This window comes from Winogradskyella sp. (assembly GCF_013042245.1).
In the GTDB taxonomy this organism is placed as follows: Bacteria; Bacteroidota; Bacteroidia; order Flavobacteriales; family Flavobacteriaceae; genus Winogradskyella.
In genome coordinates, this window is record NZ_JABDQL010000130.1 from 24,355 (window position 1) to 40,659 (window position 16,305).

Genomic DNA, 16,305 nt, shown 5'->3' on the forward strand with positions numbered 1-16,305 from the left:
TTCTTTTAGGATTAGTAATAGAAATTAATTCAATTATTTTTGTGCTTTATACCATTTATGATGAGCCAAGACATTAGTAAAAGATATGCGCAAAGAGGAGTTTCAGCATCTAAAGAAGACGTCCACAATGCCATAAAAAATATAGATAAAGGACTATTTCCTAAAGCATTTTGTAAAATAGTACCAGACTATTTAACCAATGACGAAGATTATTGTCTCATTATGCATGCGGATGGTGCAGGTACAAAATCGTCTTTAGCTTACATGTATTGGAAAGAAACTGGTGATATCTCCGTTTGGAAAGGTATAGCCCAAGATGCACTTATTATGAATATCGATGATTTACTTTGTGTTGGAGCAACAGATAATATCATGTTATCTTCAACTATAGGAAGGAATAAAAATTTGATTCCTGGCGAAGTCATTTCAGCTATCATTAACGGTACTGAAGAGCTGATTAAAGATTTAAAATCTTTTGGTGTTACAATACATTCCACAGGTGGTGAAACTGCCGATGTTGGTGATTTGGTACGTACTATTATTGTAGATTCTACTGTAACAGCAAGAATGAAACGCATTGATGTTATTGATAATGCAAATATTGTACCTGGAGATGTCATAGTTGGGTTAGAATCTTTTGGTCAAGCTACTTATGAGACTGAATATAATGGTGGTATGGGAAGTAATGGTCTAACATCTGCACGACATGATGTGTTTCATAAATATTTAGTCAAAAAATATCCTGAAAGTTTTGATGCTGCTGTACCAGAAGATTTAGTTTATTCTGGAAAAACTAAGCTTACCGATGCGGTTGAAAACTCACCAATAGACGCAGGTAAATTAGTGTTATCTCCAACTCGTACCTATGCGCCTATTATAAAAGAAATCTTATCTAAATTCTCTTATAAAGAAATTCACGGTATGGTACATTGCTCTGGTGGCGCACAAACAAAAATTCTTCATTTTGTAGATAATCTTCATATTATAAAAGATAATATGTTTGACATTCCGCCCTTATTCAAATTGATACAAGAACAATCCAAAACAGATTGGAAAGAAATGTACCAAGTGTTTAACTGTGGACACCGAATGGAACTTTACGTGAAACCAGAAATTGCAGAAAAAATTATCGCTATTTCAAAATCGTTCAATGTTGATGCAAAAATAGTTGGTCGTGTCGAAGCATCTGATAAAAAGCATTTAACCATAAAAAGTGAATACGGTACTTTTGAATATTAAGTTTTTGTATATAAGCTAACTATCATAAGCTAAAAATAAATCTGATTTTCTGTATTTTCGAGCGTGGTCACAAAGCATGGTCACAGAGCGTAGTCGAAGTGTAGTCGAAGTGTCTTTAACTAACTGGAATGCTGGAGGCGCTCACTCAATTTCGGCAATATTTAATGGCAAATCACAAGCTAATTATAAGAGCATAAGCTATTCTACAATTCGAGTTTACTAATAACCTATGGCGTCAATAAACAAGAAAGTGAACCCTTAAGAAAGACAGAAGATGCTCTTTCTATAATTTCAAACTTTGGTTACGAAAAAAATAAAAATAGCAATTGGTTTTATTCAGCAAGATCTAGCTTTAATACACAATTTGCAGACGGATTTAATAATCCTGATGAAGACCCAATTTCTTGTTTTATGGCTCCAGCGTATCTTTTTTTAGGTGCAGGATTAGAGTATGGAAGACTTATAGAAAAGTTATCGTTCTATGCCTCTCCTGTAACTTTCAAAACTACTTTTGTTTTGGACAATGACTTGGCTAATTCTGGAGCATTTGGTGTTAATCCAGTAATTTTTGATATGGATGGCAACTTACTTCGTGAAGGCGATAATATAAGAACAGAATTTGGCTTTTTATTGACCAATCAATATTCAAATGAAGTCTCATAAAATATTAAATTAAATAGCTTGATAAGGCTTGATTCTGACCATCTAAATAATTTTGGAAACATAGATTTGTAATGGCAAATTAATTTTAATTTCACAGTAAACAAGTAAGTTAGCGCTATTTTTGGTTTACACTTACGTTATGATGATGATATTAAAACCGAAGTGATACAGAATGAAATCACTGACGAAACCATTGTTGTTGAAGGTCCAAAACTTCAATAGAAACAGCTTTTAGGTGTCGGCTTTGTAGTTAATCTCAATGAGGTTTTACACAAGAAAAATGATGTTAATTAATAACTGCTACTTGGTAGATATCCATAATCCTCAAGCTCAGTTAGCTTATTAATAAGTTTGGTAGTACCGTTATTCAATAGGTAAAGTTTGTCAGTTGTATTAATAACATCTTCATATTTGTGATCGGTTAGGATAATTATTTTATTGCTTTTCTCTTCAGCAATTAATGCTTTTACACCTTCAATCATTAATGGCGAAATACCATTAAATGGTTCGTCCAGAACTACTATTTTACTTTTAGTCTTAAGGATAATATAGATTTCAATAAATCGGCGTTGACCCCCAGAAAGATTACCGAATTTGTAATTTTTGTATGTTGAAAATTCTTCAAATCGTTCAGAGAAAGTAGCCCAGTTTATTTCAAATACTTCGAAAAGTCTGTACAGTCTAAAATCTTTAGGAGCAGAATCATATTGAGGTAGGTATTTTACAAAGCCTGTTTTGTAGAGTGGCTTTAAAATAGGTTTACTATCTATTCTGATAAGCTTGTATTTTGGTTTTAGATTACCAAAAGCAATATCCAAAAGACTCGTTTTTCCACAACCGTTTCTACCTAAAATACCAGTCACTTTTCCAGTTTCTGCTTTCAGATAAATACCGCTGAGTATACGTCTATTCTTAAAGTGAAGTTCTACATTATCGAGTTCAAATAGCATTAGAGTAGTTTTAATTCATTTATAAAATTTCTTTATTTTTTTGTTTAATCTATTGGTCGGTTATTGGGTTTAATAAGTAATATCATGTAAATTCCTTAAATATAATAAGGAAGATTATGGTTAATATAATGTCTATTATACATAAAGTTGAAAATAGTTTTAAGGGTGAAATTCCCAAGTTTTTATAAAAGGTCAATTTTCTTCGTTGATTAGTTTCGTGAACATAATACCAAGCGAAAATCGTGAGAAATAATTTAGTGATTATACCAGGAATTATTTGCGCACTAAAAAATGCAACAATAAAATTGGTAATAAAAGACCAAGTTACAAACGGTTTGTAAAATGCAAGTATAGCTAGGAGACGATGCATATACTCTTGATAACGCTGTTTAAATTCAAATATTTCAATAGTTAATATCAACCAGATAAAGTCTCAGGGAAATTGAATAATTATCGTATTTTTATCCCTCAATTTTGGATGATAGATGTTAGAAAAAATACAAATAGTTAAGCAGCGTTTTGATGAGGTAAATGATCTTATCATACAACCAGATATTATATCTGACCAAAAGCGTTATGTTCAACTAAATAAAGAATATAAAGACCTTAAAAAAATTGTCGATAAAGGCGAGATTTATAAAGAGCTTATAGAGAATATATCAGAAGCCGAAGAAATTATCGCCGATGGTTCTGATGAAGAAATGGTAGAAATGGCCAAAATGCAGTTAGATGAAGCCAAAGAGCAATTACCTGCTTTAGAAGAAGAAATTCGCTTTATGCTTATTCCTAAAGACCCAGATGACGCTAAAAATGTCGTTGTTGAAGTTAGAGCAGGAACAGGTGGAGACGAGGCTAGTATTTTTGCTGGAGATTTGTATCGTATGTATTCCAAATATTGCAGCAACAAAGGCTGGAAAGTAGATGTTGTAAGTACAAGTGAAGGAACTTCGGGTGGTTTTAAAGAAATTATTTTCGAAGTTTCAGGCGAAGATGTTTATGGAACAATGAAGTTTGAAGCTGGAGTTCATCGTGTGCAACGTGTACCACAAACGGAGACTCAAGGGCGTGTTCATACAAGTGCAGCTACTGTAATGGTATTACCCGAAGCAGAAGAATTCGATGTAGAATTAGATATGACGGAAGTACGTATTGAACGTACAACATCTACTGGTCCTGGTGGACAATCTGTAAATACTACCTATTCGGCAATTAAACTACATCACGAACCAACCGGAATGATTGTAAGTTGCCAAGACCAAAAATCATCACACAAAAACTTAGAAAAAGCCCTAAAAGTACTCCGTTCACGTTTATATGAATTGGAGTTGGCCAAAAAGCAAGCTGCCGACTCCGAAAAGCGCAAAAGTATGGTGAGTTCTGGTGACCGTAGTGCAAAAATTAGAACTTATAACTATCCGCAAGGTCGCGTTACAGATCACAGAATTGGTTTGACACTTTATGATTTATCTAATATCATTGATGGTGATATCCAAAAAATAATAGACGAGTTAATGTTAGCGGAAAACACAGAGTTGTTAAAAGCTAATGACGATGTAATTTAAATATAAAGCCTCTTTTTGAGGCTTTTTTTATACAATGACAACAGAACAACTAATAGAGAATATCAAAAAAAAGAAATCCTTTCTATGTATAGGTTTAGATGTGGATTTAAATAAAATTCCAAATTATCTTTTAGAAAAGGAAGACCCAATTTTTGAGTTTAATAAAGCTATCATAGATGCAACACATCATTTGTGTGTTGCCTATAAACCTAATACGGCTTTTTATGAAGCCTACGGCATAAAAGGATGGCAAGCTTTAGAAAAGACTATAAAATACCTTAACAGGCACTATCCCGAGATTTATACAATTGCTGATGCCAAACGTGGTGATATTGGTAATACAAGTACCATGTATGCCAAAGCCTTTTTTGAGGATTTAGGATTTGATAGTGTCACTGTAGCACCTTATATGGGTAAAGATTCAGTAGAACCATTTTTAGCCTTTGAAGATAAGCATACGATTCTGTTGGCATTGACATCTAATAAGGGAGCATTCGATTTTCAAACTAAAGCGGTTGATGGAAAAGAGTTGTATAAGCACGTATTAGAAACATCAAAAACATGGGAAAATTCTAAAAACTTAATGTATGTTGTTGGCGCAACAAAAGCAGAATATTTGGCTGATATAAGACAAATTATTCCTAATAGTTTTTTATTGGTACCTGGTGTTGGTGCTCAAGGAGGAAACCTAAAAGATGTTTGTAAATACGGAATGACAGATACTGTTGGTTTATTAATTAATTCTTCAAGAGGCATTATTTATGCTTCTCAAGGAAATGATTTTGCTGAAGCAGCTGCTAAAAAAGCAAAAGATTTACAATCTCAAATGCAAAAAATTCTTGAAAGTTAGGTTTTATTACAAAGTCTAATTAAGACTTTAAATATTAAATAAACAAAAAGTCGATACTGGTATACCGACTTTCTAACTAACTATTAGATTTTGAAATTTCACTAAATCTAACAATACAAATATCAGCCTTTATGACCTAGTAAATGTTACGTAAACATTAGTATATGATTAAGTTTGCTTTAAGGTATGTATAATAAAGACGGAACGGCAAAGTAATTTTGGAAGGTGATTTCCCAAACAAAAAAAAGGAAAAGCTAAAGCTAGCTTTTAACGGTTTGTATACAAGAAAAGATTAAAGACTAAATTGACTATCTGTAACAACAAACTTTAATTCATTAATTCTATTTAAGACTTGTATAGCTTTGAATTCTGACAAGTCACTATAGGCTTGATCTATTTGTTTATGGTTGTAGGAATCTTCAATTAAAAACAGATATTTTTGTTTTAGTTCTCTTTTTTCTTGAAGCAACCTTTCAGCACATGACATAATGATATTAGTTTAACAATTAGTTTATAAAAATATAGTTTTAAATGTTTAAAAACCATAATTGTTTAATTTTTTTTAAATAAAAATAAACAATTTTTAATCTTGTAGAGCAAATACCTTTTTTAGCAAGTCTGTTGTTCTTGAAGATATTTTAGTTCTTATTTCTTTTTCTTCAACAGCAATCATAGTATAGATGCCATCCAATGCTTCATTAGTAACATAGTCTGTAAGATCTGGATTTACATTGCTAGTCAATGGTAATGCATTGTACTTGGTAATAAGATTAGTCCATATTTGGTCTGCACCAACTTTGCTAAATGAGTTATCAATAACAGGTTTGAATTTATTATACAACTCTGTTTGAGTTTTTGAAGTTAAATACTCAGTGGCTGCATTATTGCTACCTAATAATATGTTTTTTGCATCTTCAAATGTTATGTCCTTAACAGCATTAACAAAAATGGGCGTAGCCTCTTTTACAGCATCTTCAGCAGCGCGATTCAAAATTTTAAGACCTTCATCTGCCAAATTTCCAAGCCCTATATCTCGTAAAGTTTTATCAACTTTTTGTAATTCTTGTGGAAGTAAAATTTTCACCAATTCATTTTTAAAAAAGCCATCTTTTTGTGTAAGCTTGCTTACCTGTTTATCAATTCCTATATCTAACGCTTGCTTTAATCCAGAGGCTATATCTGTATTACTAATCGTTTCAGTTTTGGGTAATTGGTTTATAACTTGTTGTAATTCTGCACATGATGTAGCCAGCATGATAAATGATATAAATAGAGATAAACTTTTTGTAGACATAGTTTTATTAATTTAATTAGGATTCAAATATAATTAATGATTGTGTATATAAGTGGTAATATATTGTCTAAATAAGAGCTACTTAATAGATTAAGATTAATAATTAAAGATTTCCTAATAAAAACAAGTGTTTTTTGAAAATTCAGTAAATTTGCAGCTCTAAAAAGCAATAGTATTACGAATGGAACAAATCGCACCATATAAGCCAAAACATAAAGTACGTATAGTAACTGCAGCATCATTATTTGATGGACATGATGCAGCAATTAACATCATGAGACGTATTATACAATCTACAGGAGTTGAGGTGATTCATTTAGGACACGACCGTAGTGTTGAAGAAGTTGTAAATACTGCCATTCAGGAAGATGCAAATGCTATTGCAATGACCTCTTATCAGGGCGGACATAATGAATATTTCAAATACATGTACGACCTGCTTAACGAGAAAGGTGCAGGTCATATAAAAATATTTGGTGGCGGTGGTGGCGTCATTCTTCCTGAAGAAATCAAAGAGTTGATGGATTACGGAATCACTCGAATCTATTCTCCTGATGATGGTAGAGAGCTTGGGCTTCAAGGAATGATTAATGACTTAGTTGAAAAATCAGACTACGCCATTGGTGATAGTCTCAATGGTGAAGTAAAAATACTTCAAGAAAAAAATCCAAAGCATATTGCACGAGTTATTTCAGCCGCAGAGAACTTTCCTGAAGTGGCAAAAGATGCTTTAACTTATATTGAAGAAAAGAATAAAACGTCTAAAACGCCAGTTCTAGGAATTACGGGAACAGGTGGTGCAGGTAAATCATCTTTAGTGGACGAATTGGTAAGACGTTTTTTAATTGACTTTCCAGATAAAACAATAGGATTAGTTTCTGTTGACCCTTCAAAAAGAAAAACTGGCGGTGCGCTTTTAGGTGATAGAATTCGGATGAACGCTATCAATTCACCTCGTGTTTATATGCGTAGTTTGGCGACACGACAGTCTAACCTAGCGTTATCAAAATATGTAAATGAAGCTATTGAAGTTTTAAAGGCAGCAGAGTACGATTTAATTATTCTAGAAACTTCTGGTATTGGACAATCTGATACTGAAATCATGGAGCATAGCGATGTGGCTTTGTATGTAATGACACCTGAATTTGGAGCTGCAACTCAGCTCGAAAAAATTGATATGTTAGATTTTGCCGATGTAGTGGCCATCAATAAATTTGATAAGCGTGGTGCTTTAGATGCTTTACGTGATGTTAAGAAACAATACATGCGTAATAACAATCTTTGGGATATTCCTCAAGATAAGTTGCCTGTATTTGGTACAATCGCTTCGCAATTTAATGACCCTGGAATGAATACGCTCTACAAATTTATTATGGATAAAATTGTAGAAAAAACAGATTTCGATTTAAAATCTACTTTCGAGATTTCTGATGAGATGAGCGAGAAGATTTTTGTAATTCCGCCCAAGCGTACACGTTACCTTTCTGAAATTGCAGAAAATAATCGTGCTTATGACGAAACAGCTTCAGCTCAAGTCGAAGTGGCTCAGAAGTTATATGGAATTTTCAAAACTGTAGAATCTGTAGTTGGAGAGACTCCAAAACTTGATAAGTCAGGTATTGATTCTGAGTCTGTAAAATTAAATTCAGAAAACAAAGATTTTATAAAACTTTTAATCGGTGAATTTGATCGTGTAAAAATGGATTTAGACCCATATAATTGGGAAATCATTACAGGTTGGGATGAGAAGGTAAACCGCTATAAAAATCCAATTTATACATTCAAAGTTAGAGATAAAGAAATTAAAATTGAAACACATACAGAATCCTTATCACATTCTCAAATTCCAAAAGTGGCACTTCCTAAATATTCTGCTTGGGGTGATATTTTAAGATGGACATTACAAGAAAATGTACCTGGAGAATTTCCATTTACAGCAGGTTTATATCCTTTTAAAAGAACTGGAGAAGACCCGACACGCATGTTTGCCGGTGAAGGTGGACCAGAGCGTACAAACAGACGTTTCCATTACGTAAGTATGGGATTGCCAGCAAAGCGTTTATCTACAGCTTTTGATAGTGTGACTTTATACGGAAATGACCCAGATTACAGACCAGATATTTACGGGAAAATTGGTAATGCAGGTGTTTCTATTTGCTGTTTAGATGATGCTAAGAAATTATATTCTGGTTTCAATTTGGCAGATGCTATGACATCAGTAAGTATGACTATTAACGGTCCAGCACCTATGTTACTTGGTTTCTTTATGAATGCTGCCATTGACCAACAATGCGAAATCTATATCAAAGAACATAATCTTGAAAAAGACGTTGAAGCTAAAATTGTTGATATCTATAAAGGTAAGGAGCGTCCAAAATATAATGGTGATTTACCAGAAGGTAGTGACGGCTTGGGATTAATGCTATTAGGCGTTACTGGAGACCAAGTGTTACCTACAAATACTTATGCTCAGATTAAAGCAAAAACAATAGCTCAGGTAAGAGGTACAGTTCAGGCCGATATTCTAAAAGAAGACCAAGCGCAAAACACGTGTATCTTTTCAACGGAGTTTGCCTTGCGTTTAATGGGTGATGTGCAAGAGTACTTTATAAATAACGGTGTTCGTAATTTTTATTCGGTTTCAATTTCTGGATATCATATTGCTGAGGCAGGAGCTAATCCAATTACTCAATTGGCATTAACGCTATCCAATGGATTTACTTACGTAGAGTATTACCTTTCAAGGGGTATGGATATCAACAAGTTTGGACCAAACTTATCGTTCTTTTTTTCAAATGGTATCGATCCAGAATATTCAGTAATTGGTCGTGTAGCAAGACGTATTTGGGCAAAAGCTTTAAAAAATAAATACAGTGCCAATCCTAGAGCGCAAATGTTGAAGTATCACATCCAAACTTCAGGACGTAGTTTACATGCGCAGGAAATCGATTTCAATGATATAAGGACAACATTACAAGCGCTTTACGCTATAAACGACAATTGTAATTCGCTACATACAAATGCTTATGACGAGGCGATTACGACACCAACAGAAGAATCTGTTCGTCGTGCAATGGCAATTCAGTTAATTATTAATAAAGAATTAGGTTTAACTAAGAACGAAAATCCCATTCAAGGTGCTTTTATTATCGAAGAGTTAACCGACTTGGTTGAAGAAGCTGTACTTATGGAGTTCGATAGAATCACAGAACGTGGCGGAGTTCTTGGTGCAATGGAAACCATGTATCAACGTTCTAAAATTCAAGAAGAAAGCTTGTATTACGAAACCCTGAAGCATAATGGCGAATTCCCTATTATTGGTGTAAATACATTTTTAAGTAGTAAAGGTTCGCCGACGGTACAACCTGCTGAAGTTATAAGAGCAACTGAAGAAGAAAAAGAATTTCAAATTCAAACGTTGAAGAATTTACATGAAGCACACGACACTTCAGAATTATTAAAAGATTTACAAGACAAAGCTGTAAATAATCAAAATATTTTTGAAGCCTTAATGGAAGTTTGTAAAGTATGTTCTCTAGGGCAGATAACTAATGCTTTATTTGAAGTTGGTGGCCAGTACCGTAGAAACATGTAAATTATGTCGTTTAAAAAACTAAACTCTTTATTAAAAGAATCTCTAGCAACTTTAAAAATTGAGGAACCATTACCTTTTCAAAAAAAGGTGATGCCTATTATTAAAGGTGGAGCTGACGCTTATGTTGTTGGTAAAGAGGGAAGTGGTAAAACGACAGCCTTAATTATTTATACAATACATAAACTTAAAGCTGAGGCATTCGAAGATTCGCCTAGAGCTTTAATACTTGTAGAAAACCAAGAAAAAGTAAATCAACTCAAGGATGAGTTCAATAGATATTCTAAAAACACAGATTTAAGGATATATGCCACGAGTGAGCGCTATGATTTTGAAAAGCAAAAAGTTGAAATTTACTACGGGCAAGATGTAGTAATTGGTACGCCAAGTTTTATAACAAAGTTATATTTTCAGAATGCTTTACATATAGGGCAAGTTCAAGTTTTTGCTTTGGATGATGCGGGTTATCTAGGTCGCAATAATGCATATAACCACATCTTGCGTTTAACGGAAAGTATGGATAAGTTTCAGTCTATAATAATAGCAAATGAATGGAATTCTAAAATTGCCAATTACCAGAACGGTTATATGAGTAATGCTAGAGTGTTAAAAAAATAAAGATTAACAGACTATAAGGTCAGCATCCAATTACGCTGAAGTTTTCTGAATTTTTTTAATTCATTTCGTAAAATAGGTAAGTAGTCTTTACCATTACTTTTTGTATTCTCTAATCGTTTGCAATTTTTATAAAGACGGTAAGTTAGTCTATCTAAACTTTCAATGTGCTTATACTTTTTGTCTGAAAAGCGTTCACGTTCAGCATTAATAATTTCTGGAGCTAAACTTGACGATTGTTGTACGATGTCACCGGTAAAGTAAATATCAGAATCTTCCGTCCCTTCTAAATTTAATACACAGATGTCATCACTGAGATACGTAGATATACTTCGGGATAATATGAAGATATCCATAGCTTTTTTATAAAGCGGAATGTTAGAAAGATGAGATGGTATCGTGTAATTCACTTTGAATAATAATTTTAAACGAAATTACGCACTCAAAAGAGTAAAACACTTTAATTATTAAAGTAAAATATTATATTTGCTTTAAATAGTGTGTTAATTTTTGTAAAAAAGTTTAAATGAGTGTAGATTTTCTTAATTGGCAGATTTTAAAGTGTTTGCAGGAAAATGCTAGGATGACAAATGCCGAAATAGGTAGACGTGTTGGTGTAAGTTCTCCTGCTGTGGCTGAGCGCATCAAAAAATTGGAAGATGCTGAAATTATCCAATCCTATTCAACTATAGTATCTCCTTTAAAATTAGGGTATCAGCTTAAAGCAATTATCACTTTACGCGCATTTATGGGGATGTTAAAACCGTTTTTAGAAAAGGTAAAAACCTATGATGAGGTTGTTAACTGTTATCGCATTACCGGTAATGAAAACATTGTTATGGAAGTAGTGCTAAAAAACCAAACACACCTTGAACAATTTATAGACCAACTCATTGTCTACGGAGAAACTAAGACGCAAATTGTGCTCTCACATGTGGTCAAATACAATGCGGTTAAACCACCTAAATAATCAATTTTTTACTCTAGGTTGTTTTAGCTGCCAATTGGTTTTGGCTTTTTCATGATCAACCATGGCCTTTAACTTCTCTGAGTAATTTCTTAGTGTAGAAAATCACACCATCTTTAATAGTGTATTTAATGCCACCAACTCTAACGACGTCATTATCATCGGTCAATTTTATAGCAGCAGTACCATAAAGCACCTTTAAATTTTCAAGAGGATTTTCTTCAACAATCACAAAATCTGCTAATTTTCCTATTTGAACACTGCCAATTTTATTGCCCCAACCTAATGCCTCAGCGCCATTTAATGTTGCTGTGAAATTTTATAAACTATTTATTGAAATATGGTATGCTTAAAAATCAAATATTATCTTAATTTTAGACTAAAATAGGAATTTTAAAAGTTCGAATAATTTAGTGAAATATATTAAGTACATAATTATAACATTTGCAATTTATGCGTGTTCTGAAAAAAAGCAAGCAGCTATAGGCGAAACTCCTTTTCAGATTAATTTGAATAACACCTATAAGGACGCTTCAAAATCACCTTTAAAAGCTAAGGATTTAAAGAATTTTGAAGGCTTAGATTTTTTCAAATTCGATTCTACTTACGTTGTAATTGCAAGAATAAAGCGTCAAGCTAAAGCAGAATGGTTTAATATGAAAACCACTACTGAGCGTTTATCTAGAGAGCGTATTTACGCTGTGGCTAAATTTCAATTGAAAGGAAAAGATTTCAAATTGAATATCTATCAAGGCGAAGAAAATATGAATTCTGAAGATTACAAGGATTATCTCTTTTTACCTTTTTTAGATAACACAAATGGTGAAGAAACTTATGCTGGCGGACGTTATATTGATTTAAAAATTCCTGACGAGCATACAATTGAAATAGATTTTAATAAAGCATACAACCCTTTATGTGCTTATAATGAAAAGTTTTCTTGTCCAATAGTTCCAAGAGTCAATTATCTAGACTTGAAGGTTGAAGCAGGTGTGAAAGCCTTTAGTAAAAATTAGAATGTAGACTTCTAAAAAAGTCTATTTAACGAAATACATACCGCCAAAAACAGCCAAAAAACCAATTATAAAACTCGCAATTGTATAGATAGCAAAAGAGGTGAAGTCCCCCGATTTTAAAAATACATGATTTTCATAAGCAAAAGTAGAAAACGTTGTGAAACCCCCACAAAATCCAGTAGCAAGTAAAAGTGTTTGAGACTCAGAGAGGCTATCATTTTTTGCGGCTATACCCAATATAACACCGATGAGAAGACTACCAATAATATTGGCTACAAAGGTTCCGTAGGGGATACCATTTTCAGAACTATTGAGCCATTTCCCAATTAAAAAACGGAGTGCACTACCAAAACCACCACCCACAAAAACAAGTAATAATTGTTTCATTTATTTTATGGCTATATAGATTTCTGTTATCCAATCTGCAGGATTGGGATGACTTGTAACATCGGTCAAATAAGCTTCAATCATCGGACCCGTCTCATCGGTTTCAAGATTATTACTTTCTATGTATGCCATGGTCTTTTCCCATGCTTCTTTTAGATTTTCATAATTGCCATTTAAAATTGTTTTTACAGCTTTAAAAGATTCAAGCTGACCAGTAAGAATTTCAGACTCATTGGTAGTCATCTTTGAAGTCGTTGGGATAGCACAAGAAAACATTACGGCATCATTAACTTCATCCCATTTATGATAAATAACAAACGGAGCTCCAGCCATACGTATATTGTTCGCTAGTGCATAGCCTCCAATCTTTGGAAACATCTCAGTCATTTTTTCTTTAAAATCAGACATTTTACAAGATGTAGTGTTGTACAAATAAAAGCCGCCACTGTGCCGTGTTACGCCTTCAACGTTTATAGAATACCGTTTCATGTCTTTTTGAATTTCTTGGTCTAACAACTCAAAATCTCTTTCGTAATAGGGACCAATAAGTTTTTCCATTCCTCCCATTAGTGTTGTGTATGCCTTAAATACAAAAGGTAAGTCTTCTCCATTTATACTTCTCTTTACAGTTGTGCTGCCATCCTCATTAGATGTAAATTTCCAATAAACATTAGATGTAGGAAATTCATCAAACTGCATAGTCTGCGCTATATATTTGTTTTTTTCAGTGTCGATGGTCTCCATCTTTCCAATAGAATCTTCGTCTTCCCAAGAATATGAGCCACCAATACCATTAGTTTTTTCGGCTAATGTTATTTGTATTTCTGGTTTCTTCTCTTTCCAAGAGTTCCAGACTTCCCAATTCTTAAAATCAATAATAGTATTATATACTACTTCTACTGGAGCATTTATAGTTCTGCTCCGCTCTACCTCAAAAGAGTTTGGTTGTACAGCGATATATATGGAAAAACCTATGATTAAAATTAGAAGCAGAAAAAGGATGTACTTTATAGCTTTCATGGGATTGATTTTGGTTAACAATCAAAGATAGTAATTTTATGATATGTCTTTTAAATGTTACATTTGTGTACAACTAAAATAATATCAAAAATGAAATTCAAATCAATATTAGGCATCGCTTTGTTGTCTACATTTTTATTTTCTTGTGGAGAGGATAAAAAAGAACCAATTGAGCAAACAAAAGAATTTAGTTATAATGTCGAGCAATTTGCAGATATTAAAATTTTACGCTACAAAATTCCAGGTTGGGAAAACCTATCCTTAAAAGAGCAGAAGTTAGTTTATTATTTGACAGAAGCTGGATTAGCTGGTAGAGATATTATGTGGGATCAAAACTACAGACATAACTTAGCTATCAGAAAAGCACTTGAAAATATTTACACCAACTACTCTGGAGATAAAACTACTGATAATTGGAAAGCTTTTGAAGTTTACTTGAAGCGTGTTTGGTTTAGTAACGGTATTCACCATCATTATTCAAATGACAAATTAAAGCCAGAATTTGATAGAGGTTATCTAAATACTTTACTTGCAGAAACCAATACAAAACTGGACGGAATGGCCTTTGATGCTATTTTTAATGATAAAGATTTAAAGAAGGTGAATCAAGGAAAAGGTGTTGATAATGTAGCTATGTCTGCTGTAAACTTCTATGGACCAAATGTTACCAATGAAGATGTCGAAACGTTTTATGCAGCAAAAAAATCTCAAAACCCTGATAGACCATTATCTTTTGGTTTAAATTCACAATTGGTTAAAGAAAACGGAGAGTTAAAAGAACGTGTATACAAATCTGGAGGATTATACGGAAGTGCTATAGATGAAATTACAAAATGGTTAGAAAAAGCAAAGTCTGTAGCAGAAAATGAAGCCCAAGGAAATGCAATTGGCTTGTTAATTGAATATTACAAAACGGGAGATTTACAGACGTGGGACGATTATAACGTAGCTTGGACAGCTGCTACCGAAGGTAACGTAGATTACATAAACAGTTTTATTGAAGTCTACAACGACCCATTAGGTTATAGAGGAAGTTATGAAACCATTGTGCAAATCAATGATTTTGATATGTCACAGAAAATGGCCGTACTTTCTGAAAATGCCCAGTGGTTTGAAGACAATAGTCCATTAATGGATGAGCACAAAAAAGATAGTGTTGTTGGTGTGACATATAAAGTTGTTACAGTAGCAGGTGAAGCTGGAGATGCATCGCCAAGCACGCCTATTGGTGTTAATTTACCAAATGCCAATTGGATTCGTAAAGAAGTAGGAAGTAAATCTGTTTCATTAGGAAACATAATTAACGCCTATAACAATGCAGGAAGTACAGGAAGATTAAAAGAGTTTGTACATGATAAGGAAGAATTAGAGCTTGAAGAAGAATATGGACAAGTAGCAGATAAGTTACATACAGCATTGCATGAAGTTATTGGTCATGCATCAGGGCAATTAAATCTTGGTGTCGGAGAAACTAAAGAAACATTAAAAAATTATGCATCTACACTTGAAGAAGGTCGAGCAGATTTAGTAGGTCTTTACTATTTGTATAGCCCAAAATTGCAAGAGTTAGGCTTGGTTGATGATTGGGAAAAAGTAGGTAAAGCTGCTTTCGATGGTTATATCCGTAATGGTTTGATGACGCAGTTAATTCGTTTGAATTTAGGAGACGACGTAGAAGAAGCACATATGCGTAACCGTCAGTGGGTTAGTGCCTGGGCTTACGAAAAAGGAAAAGCGGATAATGTAATTGAAAAAGTAACAAGAGACGGAAAGACCTATTTTAACATTAATGATTATGAAAAACTACACGATTTATTCGGACAGTTGTTACGTGAAACACAACGTATAAAGTCTGAAGGCGATTATGCTGCTGTTGAGACTTTAGTAGAAGGTTACGGCGTTAAGGTTGACCAAGCTATACACGCTGAGGTTTTAGAACGTAATAAGCAATTTACATCAGCACCTTACAGTGGCTTTGTAAATCCAGTTCTAGTCCCAGAAATGGATGATAATGGTGAGATTACTGCTATTAAAGTAACCCAGCCAGATGGTTTTCCAGAGCAGATGTTAGAGTATAGCAAAACATATAGTTTTCTGCCGACCAAAAATTAAGAGTTGTATTAAATAAAAAATGAAGGCAGTCCAGTTTT

16 protein-coding genes and 2 pseudogenes are annotated in these 16,305 nt (G+C 33.4%); 11 read left to right on the forward strand and 7 right to left on the reverse strand.

Features of this window, described 5'->3' with window-relative positions:
* The first annotated feature begins 60 nt into the window (after positions 1-60).
* The 4 genes and pseudogenes from HKP48_RS10175 to HKP48_RS10185 all read left to right on the forward strand — a co-directional run bounded on the left by HKP48_RS10175 (position 61) and on the right by HKP48_RS10185 (position 1,902).
* A complete protein-coding gene (locus tag HKP48_RS10175; protein WP_296345479.1) occupies positions 61-1,239 on the forward strand; it encodes an AIR synthase related protein in 1,179 nt (392 codons plus the stop codon).
* A gap of 76 nt (positions 1,240-1,315) precedes the next feature.
* Positions 1,316-1,462, forward strand: a complete 147-nt coding sequence (locus tag HKP48_RS10180; RefSeq protein ID WP_296345481.1) for a hypothetical protein — start codon at positions 1,316-1,318, stop codon at positions 1,460-1,462.
* A pseudogene (locus HKP48_RS12290) lies at positions 1,462-1,557 on the forward strand (DUF3078 domain-containing protein); the annotation flags it as partial. The gene HKP48_RS10180 and the pseudogene HKP48_RS12290, both read left to right, overlap by 1 nt.
* A gap of 93 nt (positions 1,558-1,650) precedes the next feature.
* Positions 1,651-1,902 (forward strand): hypothetical protein, encoded by a 252-nt coding sequence (locus tag HKP48_RS10185; RefSeq protein WP_296345483.1) that lies wholly within the window; start codon positions 1,651-1,653, stop codon positions 1,900-1,902.
* Between the two features lie 290 nt (positions 1,903-2,192).
* On the opposite strand, the gene HKP48_RS10190 is transcribed toward HKP48_RS10185, so the two are convergent.
* Positions 2,193-2,852, reverse strand: coding sequence for an ATP-binding cassette domain-containing protein (locus HKP48_RS10190; RefSeq protein ID WP_296345486.1), 660 nt, complete (start codon positions 2,850-2,852; stop codon positions 2,193-2,195).
* A 485-nt stretch (positions 2,853-3,337) separates the two neighbouring features.
* Between HKP48_RS10190 and prfA the strand changes: the two genes are divergently transcribed.
* Positions 3,338-4,414 (forward strand): peptide chain release factor 1, encoded by a 1,077-nt coding sequence (gene prfA, locus HKP48_RS10195; RefSeq protein WP_296345488.1) that lies wholly within the window; start codon positions 3,338-3,340, stop codon positions 4,412-4,414.
* 34 nt (positions 4,415-4,448) lie between these two features.
* Positions 4,449-5,264: an orotidine-5'-phosphate decarboxylase gene (gene pyrF / locus HKP48_RS10200; RefSeq protein WP_296345490.1), complete on the forward strand. Its 816-nt coding sequence runs from the start codon at positions 4,449-4,451 to the stop codon at positions 5,262-5,264.
* Positions 5,265-5,556: 292 nt separating this feature from the next.
* On the opposite strand, the gene HKP48_RS10205 is transcribed toward pyrF, so the two are convergent.
* Complete coding sequence (locus HKP48_RS10205; RefSeq protein ID WP_296345492.1) at positions 5,557-5,751, reverse strand: Lacal_2735 family protein; 195 nt, start codon at positions 5,749-5,751, stop codon at positions 5,557-5,559.
* A 96-nt stretch (positions 5,752-5,847) separates the two neighbouring features.
* On the reverse strand, positions 5,848-6,558 hold the full coding sequence (locus HKP48_RS10210) for a DUF4197 domain-containing protein (RefSeq protein WP_296345494.1): 711 nt from the start codon (positions 6,556-6,558) through the stop codon (positions 5,848-5,850).
* 181 nt (positions 6,559-6,739) lie between these two features.
* Here HKP48_RS10210 and HKP48_RS10215 point away from each other — a divergent pair, with 181 nt between their 5' ends.
* A complete protein-coding gene (locus HKP48_RS10215; protein WP_296345495.1) occupies positions 6,740-10,153 on the forward strand; it encodes a methylmalonyl-CoA mutase family protein in 3,414 nt (1,137 codons plus the stop codon).
* Positions 10,154-10,156: 3 nt separating this feature from the next.
* Positions 10,157-10,768 carry a DEAD/DEAH box helicase gene (locus HKP48_RS10220; protein WP_296345497.1) on the forward strand — a complete coding sequence of 204 codons (612 nt, stop codon included), beginning with the start codon at positions 10,157-10,159 and terminating at the stop codon, positions 10,766-10,768.
* An 11-nt stretch (positions 10,769-10,779) separates the two neighbouring features.
* On the opposite strand, the gene HKP48_RS10225 is transcribed toward HKP48_RS10220, so the two are convergent.
* On the reverse strand, positions 10,780-11,175 hold the full coding sequence (locus HKP48_RS10225; RefSeq protein WP_296345499.1) for a hypothetical protein: 396 nt from the start codon (positions 11,173-11,175) through the stop codon (positions 10,780-10,782).
* A 116-nt stretch (positions 11,176-11,291) separates the two neighbouring features.
* Here HKP48_RS10225 and HKP48_RS10230 point away from each other — a divergent pair, with 116 nt between their 5' ends.
* Positions 11,292-11,735 carry an Lrp/AsnC family transcriptional regulator gene (locus tag HKP48_RS10230; RefSeq protein WP_296345501.1) on the forward strand — a complete coding sequence of 148 codons (444 nt, stop codon included), beginning with the start codon at positions 11,292-11,294 and terminating at the stop codon, positions 11,733-11,735.
* Here HKP48_RS10230 and HKP48_RS10235 read toward each other — a convergent pair.
* Positions 11,736-12,045 (reverse strand): annotated as a pseudogene (locus HKP48_RS10235) (amidohydrolase family protein); the annotation flags it as partial.
* Positions 12,046-12,145: 100 nt separating this feature from the next.
* Between HKP48_RS10235 and HKP48_RS10240 the strand changes: the two are divergent.
* Positions 12,146-12,748, forward strand: a complete 603-nt coding sequence (locus HKP48_RS10240) for a DUF1684 domain-containing protein (RefSeq protein WP_296345503.1) — start codon at positions 12,146-12,148, stop codon at positions 12,746-12,748.
* Positions 12,749-12,769: 21 nt separating this feature from the next.
* Here HKP48_RS10240 and crcB read toward each other — a convergent pair whose 3' ends face one another.
* Together crcB and HKP48_RS10250 are read right to left on the reverse strand one after the other, a co-directional pair.
* Entirely contained in the window at positions 12,770-13,135 is a 366-nt protein-coding gene (gene crcB, locus HKP48_RS10245) for a fluoride efflux transporter CrcB (RefSeq protein ID WP_296345505.1), read from the reverse strand.
* Positions 13,136-14,155 carry a GyrI-like domain-containing protein gene (locus HKP48_RS10250; RefSeq protein WP_296345507.1) on the reverse strand — a complete coding sequence of 340 codons (1,020 nt, stop codon included), beginning with the start codon at positions 14,153-14,155 and terminating at the stop codon, positions 13,136-13,138.
* Positions 14,156-14,245: 90 nt separating this feature from the next.
* Between HKP48_RS10250 and HKP48_RS10255 the strand changes: the two genes are divergently transcribed.
* Positions 14,246-16,267 carry a dihydrofolate reductase gene (locus tag HKP48_RS10255; RefSeq protein ID WP_296345509.1) on the forward strand — a complete coding sequence of 674 codons (2,022 nt, stop codon included), beginning with the start codon at positions 14,246-14,248 and terminating at the stop codon, positions 16,265-16,267.
* The last annotated feature ends 38 nt before the right edge of the window (positions 16,268-16,305 follow it).